General features: G+C 56.8%; 3 protein-coding genes. All 3 read left to right on the top strand.

What is annotated here, in order from left to right; translation table 11 throughout:
- The first annotated feature begins 90 nt into the window (after positions 1–90).
- The 3 genes from pglX to FGL94_RS17060 all read left to right on the top strand — a co-directional run bounded on the left by pglX (position 91) and on the right by FGL94_RS17060 (position 8,085).
- Positions 91–4,308, top strand: coding sequence for a BREX-5 system adenine-specific DNA-methyltransferase PglX (gene pglX / locus FGL94_RS17070; RefSeq protein WP_144927816.1), 4,218 nt, complete (start codon positions 91–93; stop codon positions 4,306–4,308).
- Positions 4,309–4,314: 6 nt separating this feature from the next.
- The gene (locus FGL94_RS17065) at positions 4,315–7,218 is read left to right on the top strand and encodes a helicase-related protein (protein ID WP_144927814.1); all 2,904 of its coding nucleotides are present in this window, start codon (positions 4,315–4,317) and stop codon (positions 7,216–7,218) included.
- Positions 7,219–7,536: 318 nt separating this feature from the next.
- Positions 7,537–8,085: a restriction endonuclease gene (locus FGL94_RS17060; protein WP_144927810.1), complete on the top strand. Its 549-nt coding sequence runs from the start codon at positions 7,537–7,539 to the stop codon at positions 8,083–8,085.
- Positions 8,086–8,124: the final 39 nt, after the last annotated feature.

Raw genomic sequence — 8,124 nt, 5'->3', positions numbered from 1 at the left:
CTTGTACTGATTTATTCCAACACATCGGGCACATCCGCCCTCTTGCCATGCGAAGGTTCATGTAGCCTGCGTTGAGGGTAGTATACAATTGTGTCTGGGTCCGATTCATCTCCGCGGAAAGCCCAACTCGACAAGGCAGAGCGCGAGCATCTCGAGGACGTCGTCACCGATCTCCGGGAGCTCGTCGAACGTGAGATCGAGTACGAGCTCGAACATCAGTATGATCTGAGCGCTAAGGAGGGTGGTGAGGAGCTCTCTGGGGAAGCGGAGACGGTACGAGAGCAGTTAGTCGAGGCGATCGAGTACGAAAATCCGGGCGAGAAGTCGTGGCAGTGGGCCTACGATCAGTACGTGACCGGCGTCGGCTACACGCTCGTGAATCGGCTGGCAGCGCTCCGGTGTATGGAGGTGCGTGGCTTTCTCGACCAACCAGTCACCCAGATCGGCGACTCCGGACTGACGCCGGCAGCGGAACAAGTTCTCGGCGAACGGTTCGATGTCGGGCCCGACGACGCGCTCATCGTTGCCTTCGAGGATGCGTGTGAGCGGCTCGACGACGAGATCGAGCTCCTCTTCGATACGAGCTCGCCGTACACGGTGTTGGATATCGATCCGGATCTCTTCGAAGACGCGGTTGCGGAGCTCAACGAGATTCCGGACGCGGTGTGGCGCGCCGACGACGTGCTCGGGTGGGTGTACGAGTACTACAACCGCCCGGTCGTCGAGGCGCTCGACGCCAAGAACTCGCTCGAACCCGAGGACGTGGGGCCGGCGAATCAGTTCTACACGCCGCACTGGGTCGTGCGCATGCTCGCGGACAACTCCCTCGGGAAGCTGTATCTCGAAGCGACTGAGCAGGAAGACGCCATCCCCGAGCCCGACGCCCTCCCTCCCGACGAGCGGAAGAACCGCCTCGTCACGCCGGAGGACTCTCCCAGCGTTCCGGAGCTCTGTACCTACCTCATTCCCGACGAGGAGCCCGGCGACGCCCCCGAGTTCGACCACCCGCGCGAGCTGCGCGTCATCGACCCCGCCTGCGGCAGCGGGCACTTCCTCCTCTACGCGTTCGACATTCTGGAGCGGATCTGGTGGGCCGAGACCGACCTCGATCGAGCAGAGATTCCGGCGAAGGTGTTGGAGCACAACCTCTACGGCGTCGACATCGATCTGCGCTCCTGTCAGCTCTCGGCGTTCAATCTCTACCTCAAGGCTCGCACTCGCGCCGAGGAGGAGGAGGAGGAGGACGGGACCTTCGAGATGCCCAACGTCGGCATCGTCTGTGCCGACGCCCGCGTCGCCGAAGTCGAGGAGGCCGTCGACGTGCTGGACGAGATCACCGGCGAAGGGAGCGATCTTCGGGAGGCACTCGACGACATCATCGAGACGTTCCAGCACACCGAGGCGCTCGGGAGCTTACTGGACGTGAGCGGGACGCTCGAAGAAGCGTTCGACGCCAGCAAGACACAGACCGAGCTGGGAGATTACAACGAGGGCGCACACCAGTCGCTCAATTCGTTCCTGAAGGCGCTTCGGCGGGCCGTTGCGGATCGAACGGGCGACTCGTTTGGCGAGCAGAACCTCCGGAGCTTCCTGAATCTGCTGGTGGTGCTGACCCAGGAGTACGATACGGCGTTGATGAATCCGCCGTATGGATCCCGTGGTAGAATGCCGAAACCAGTTCGTGAGTATTCTGAAGGGCACTACGAATATCTTCAGGAGTACTACATCAATTTCTTTGAAGTATGTGATCGGCTAGTCACTGCTGACGGACGAATTGGGATGCTCGTCCCTTGGTCATTCCTGTTCAATCAAACGTTTGAGTCATTCCGTTCCGATTTCATCGGTGAACGTGGTTCGTTCGATTTCCTCTCTGAATTTGGGTACGGGATTTTGGATAATGCGACGGTCGGAACTGTTGGGACTGTCGTTCGAAGCGGTGCACGAGAAGGTACCACAGGGACGTTCATCCGGTTACATGACTGTGAGAAGGGAGAGAAAGAGCCCGTCTATCTTGATACCGCATTCGGAGAACCACAAAGCTCTGTGGACAGGTACTTCAAAGTTGATCTAGACGAGTTCGATCAAATTCCGGGGACTCCGATCTGTTACTCGCTTCCATCTGAGGTTCGAAATCTTCACGATACAGACATGAAGATTGATCCCGAGGTACCAGGGATTCCTGGGGAAGGGATCGGCGACGTGAAGCAGGGACTTGCAACTGCTGATAATGATCGGTTCCTTCGGAAACAATGGGAAGCTAGAGACGATGTCTTTAGACCTTTCACTAACGCCGGAGGGGATGTCTGGACGCTACCAGAAGTTGACGAAGTCATCAATTGGACCGACGATGGTGCTGAGGTTGACCGGGCCCCAAACTCAGTCCTTCGGAATATGTCGTACCAGACACGTGAGGGTTTGACTTGGGCGTATATAAAGCGAACTGGGCGTCGATTCGGATATTACCCGTCTGGTGGACTATTCGGGCACGCAAGCAATATGTTGTTCACCGATGATGTCGACCCATGGCTCCTTCTCGGAGCATTGAATTCCGATGTTTTTCACGGCATCATGCTATGTCTAACACCAGAACGAAAGTGGGAATCTGGATATATTGGGATGTTGCCGTGGTTCAGCGAGCTAGAAAATCACGACGAACTTCGTGAGAATACGCAGAAACAGTATGACCTCTTCGTTAAGCAGAACGTTCACAACATGGGTAGCCCCTATTATATCGGACCAAAACTCCTTCCTGAGCACGCCGTATCCGGATTCTTCTACACACATCCCCACATCGAGACGCTTTCGATCAAACCAACAGAGCTGTTCGAGACTGCCGATGAGGATCAGTCTCTTTCGGCAGCTGCGCGAAAGGGGGAGGAGATTCGGCGGCGGCGGCAGCAGCGGATCGAATCCCTCGCAAACGAAATCAATGAAGTACTCGGTGATACACTCAATATAAATTCCACCTCCCTCGAAAAAATCAGGAAAGAAATCTTCCTTAGGACAGTCGAAAGTCCAGAAGATCGAGAGGTAGCAGACCCGGAGTCGATCGACGACATCCCCGAGAATTTTGACGGAATGACCAAGGATCTGCTCCTTCACTTCACTCTTCACGCCGTCCGTGAGAGCGACGATGGCATCATCCCCCTCTCTGCGGTCAAGGGCGAGGACGACCTCCTCACCCACATCGAGGCGGAGTTCGAACGCGTCTGGGGCGACCACGCTGACGCCCGCCTCGCGGAAGTCGACGACGTGCTCGGGAGTCGGAGCGCCGCCGAAGAGGCCTATCCCAACCTCCGAGCCTGGCTTGAAGAGGATCTCTTTGCGTATCACGTCACGAAGTTCGATCGGACGCCCATCCTCTGGCAGCTCACCACTGACCGACTCGTTTCTGACACCGAGGGCGAGGGCTTCCGCTGCCTCGTTGACTATCACCAGCTGGACGAGGGGGTGTTCGATCGACTACAAAACCGCTATCTCGACCCGCGGAAAGAGCTCCTGCGAGATCGTCGAAACACCGCGAATCGCCGTCGAAACAACGACTCACTATCTTCGAGCGAGCAGTCCGAGGCCGCTAAAGAGTACACCCGCTACCAGAGTGGAATCGAACAGATCCAGGCATTTGAGGAGTGCATGGCCGAGCTCGTACAGCCCGCTCCCCGGAGCTTATCCGACGACAATCGGGAGACCGCCGCTGAGGCCGCCGATCGGGTCGCCGAGTTCCGGGACCGGACCGAACGGCGGCTGGCGGCCGTCGACGACCTCGCCGCGATGGACGACGTCGACATGGGCGAGCTGTTCACCGGGAACTTCTACGGGAAGATCGAAGACAACCGTGCGGAGTGGATCGACGCGCTAGATGACCTCGAAACGGCCTTCGAGGCCTACGCCGAAGACACGAGCGAACCTGTCGAAGCCCATCTGTACGACCTGTTCGACTACTTCGCAGACGACCTCCTCGGAAGTTCACACTTCGCGAGCAATGGGATCCTCTACATGACGTACTACTTCGAAAAACTCGAGGGGGCTGATCAGACCAGCCTCGATGAAGGAAGCATTTCGGAGGAACAACGGCTGATCTCCCAGCTCGCGAGCGACGTGGATGAGTACATTAGCCTCGGGGAGAATATCTCACACTCCTGTGGAGCGCTCTCTAGCGAGATCTCTGATGAATGGGCGGATCGAGCGCTCTCGGAGATCACGACCGCTGGCTACCAGCCGAACCACAAACACGGCGTTGCGATCAACATCACACCCCTCGCAGAACAGCAGATCGTCCCGAAGACCGTCGACGACAACGTCCTCTAACAAGCGATGTACGAACCTGGAGATCGCGTTCGGATCAACGACCAGCCCGCGGAGGTCATCCGCACCGACAGAGTCGGCGACATTGAGTATCTCCGCGCCTATATCGAAGGCGTCGGGCCGAAGACTGTCTCCATCGCTGATGTCGATATCACGCCGATCGACAGTCAGGTAGAGGCCCTCCCGGAGAACGTCGATCAGTTCCACCCCGACCACGAGGCCGTCGACGCCGACCGCTTCGACCTCCGGATGGAGGCACTGAACCTGACGATCGCCCACGAGCAGGGCCAACTCCTCTCTATCTCGAACTCGCTGGTCCGGCTGGAACCGTACCAACTGGCCTGCGTGAATCAGGTAATGGAGTCACTCCGGCAGCGGGCACTCATCGCTGACGACGTTGGCCTAGGCAAGACCATCGAGGCAGGACTCATCCTCAAAGAGCTCCAAGCCCGAAACCGTGCTGACAGCGTCCTGTTTGTCGTCCCCGCTCACCTGCAGAAGAAGTGGGTCCGGGATATGAACCGCTTTTTCGACATCGATCTGACCCTCGCCGACCGAGCCTGGGTGGAGGGCGAGCGACGCCGACTGGGCGACGCGGCTAACATCTGGGACCAAGACGATGTCCAACTCATCACGAGCATGGCGTTCCTCCGCCAAGATGAGTTTCAACCCGCTCTGGAGGACGCCTTCCGAGATGTCGTCATCATCGACGAGGCTCACAAGGCCGCCAAGCGAGGAGAGAGCCCCTCTGTAACCTCTCAAATGGCCGAACGCGTCACTCGAAACTCCGAGTCGGCGCTGCTGTTGAGTGCGACGCCGCATGATGGCAAGGGCGACGGCTTTCGCTCACTCATCAGTTATCTCGATCCGCTGCTTGTCGCAGAAGATCAGGAGCTGAGTCGCGAGACCGTTGAGCAGGTGATGATCCGGCGTGGGAAACAGACCATCTACGATGACAACGGCGAACGGATCTTTCCCAACCGAGAAGTGAAGACGATGCAGGTGTCGATGACGCCTGCCGAGGAACAGCTGTACGATGGCGTCACGGAGTACGTCCAAGAGGTGTACAACCGATCTGAGCAGCTCAACGAGCCCGCTGTGGGCTTCGCGATGGCGTTGATGCAAAAGCGGCTGGTCTCCAGTGTGGGCGCGATTCGAGAGACACTGCGCCGACGGCTCCAAGGGTTGTTGGAGGAAGGCGGCGCTAACCGGGAGCTCTCGGAGGAGGCAGAGGCCTATCTCGACGGCCAAGACTTAGAGGAGGCTGACCAACAGGCGGCCGAGCAAGATCTGGAGACCCTGACCGTCGTCAAGGGCGATGACGCACTCCGGACGGAGATAGAGATGTTACAGGACCTGGTGAGTCAGGCAGAATCCATCCCCGTCGACACGAAGGCCCAGCAGGTCAAACGTTACATCCAGCAACTACTGGAGGAGAATCCCGAAGAGAAGCTACTGCTGTTTACAGAGTATCGTGATACACTCGATTATCTGTTAGCGGAGGTTTCCGACCAGCCTTGGGCCGACGAGATTCTCACGATCCACGGCGATGTCGACAAGGACGAGCGGCAGCAGATCGAAGACCAATTCAACCACGGCGAACCGCGGCTGCTGTTCGCGACGGATGCAGCGAGTGAGGGGATCGACCTCCAGCACAGTTGCCACATCATGGTGAACTACGAACTCCCGTGGAACCCGAATCGTTTGGAGCAGCGGATTGGGCGGATCCACCGCTATGGACAGGACAAGGAGGTGAAGGTCTGGAATTTCCAGTTCGCTGGCACTCGGGAAGGAGAGATTTTCGAGCTGTTACAAGAGAAAGTCGAGAATATCCGTTCGAAGGTCGGTTCGACGGCAGACGTGCTGGGGATGCTCGACGATATCGACATCGACAACTTGATCATGCGATCAGTTCAGGACGAAGAGCCACCTGAAGCCACCGCCGCAGAGTTAGAGTCGCTCATGGAGGAGCGCGAACAAACCCTGCTGGAGTGGTACGATCGAAGTCTAATCGACCCAAGCACCTTCGACGCAGAGAGCCGGCAGCGCATTCAGGACGTAATCGATGAGTCCGCAGATGTCTTCGGGACAGAGGCAGATATCCGGGCCTTCGTCGATCGAGGCCTGGAGACCTTCGGCGGGCGCCTCGAGAAGCGCGGGACCCAGCTGTACGACGCCCATGTACCGGCCGTGCTGTCGGACTCCGGTGGTGAGTCGACGCGTGGGCCAGTAACCTTCTCCCGAGACTTCGCGATGGAGCATAAGGATATCGAGTATCTTTCTCCCGATGACTCTCTCGTCCGACGGCTGCGCGAACAGTTGTTGACTGCCGAGGATGGGTTAGTCGGGTTGAAGCTGCTGCCGTTTGTCGATCAGCCTGGGATCACCTTCGTCTATAGAGTTGGGTTCGAGGACGGGACAGGTGAGACCATCCAAGAGGAGATCGTCCCGGTCTTCGTCGATCTGGGGAGTCACAGTCCTCGCCGGCCCGTCGGCGAGCAGGTGTTAGAAGCCGACACGATTCGGGCCAAGCCCGATAGTGGAACAATTCGGGAGTTGCTCAGCGATCGGGAGATCCTTGAGAACGCTGCGGAAGAGTACGTGGCCAACGTGTTGTCGACGACGAAGCAGGAGATCAAGACCGACCGGGAGACCGAGGTCGAACAGGAGCGGGAGACCCTAGAGGCCTATGCGGCGGCCGAGCGCGAACGAATTGAGGCGTTCATCTCGGAGTACCAACAGCAGGCTGCGGCCGGTCAGGACATGGAGATCTCGATTCGAGGACAACGGCGTCGGCTGGAGCAACTCGATGAACGAGTTTCAGAACGGAGAACCGAGCTCAAACGGCGCCGGCAGGTGATCTCACTTGAGCCCGAAGTGGAGGGGTACTGTCTGACGTTGCCGATCGAGTGAGGGTAGATCAGACGGAGATTTTCTGTTTGTTGGCTCTGTTGGAATCCTCAGCAGGAGATATGTTCTGACCCGGCTGTAGTGGCTCTGTTGAAATCCTCTTTTTCAGACATATTCTCGCCTGAATTATCCGGTCAATGAGAGCTGCGTATTGACCACCGAGGATTCTACCAGTTCAGAGAGGTGTTCCGATAGCCGTGCGAGATACAGCGCATATTTAACAGAACCAATTCCTAAGACAACATATGACTGATGTATTAACTGAGTATTCTTCAGTTCCACCAACAACAATTTGTCGTAGCAATTCTCTGTCCTACTAAGATGGATTTTGAACAGGAGGAGGTTCTATCCAACCTCCGGCAGATCGACGAATACGATTTTGAGGAATTTATCGCCAAGTTGTGGAATCTATATGGGTGGGAAACAGAGGTTACATCCGGCTCAAATGACCGTGGAATTGATGTTATTGCTGAGAAAGATAGTCCATTCGAGCAGAAGCATCTGATACAAGTGAAGCGATGGGGAAGCAAAAACAAAGTCGGAGGGCCCGAAATCCAACAGTACAGCAGCCTTCTCCGTAGAGGGGATGGTATTGACGCCGTCGTAGTTGTGACAACCAGTTCATTTTCACGTCAAGCAAAAGAATTAGCTGATGAACTAAACGTGAAACTTGTTGATGGCTTCGATCTTTATGAAGTTCTCTCTGAGGTAGGTGCAGATAATCTTGTGAAGCAATACACTGGACTCGGTCACGTGCGTACTGATTCAAAAGGTGGTGGGAATTCTAACAGGAAACAATCAAACACCCATTTAGAACAGGACGTACTCAGTGTCAGTCGATCACATCGACAGCCGCGTAATCTCGTCTGATGGCGATGAATCAGATGGAACTGGTCGTGGCGCGTCTTC

This window comes from Halorubrum salsamenti, assembly GCF_007671685.1.
In the GTDB taxonomy this organism is placed as follows: Archaea; Halobacteriota; Halobacteria; order Halobacteriales; family Haloferacaceae; genus Halorubrum; species Halorubrum salsamenti.
This window is presented reverse-complemented; position numbering and strand designations above follow the sequence as displayed.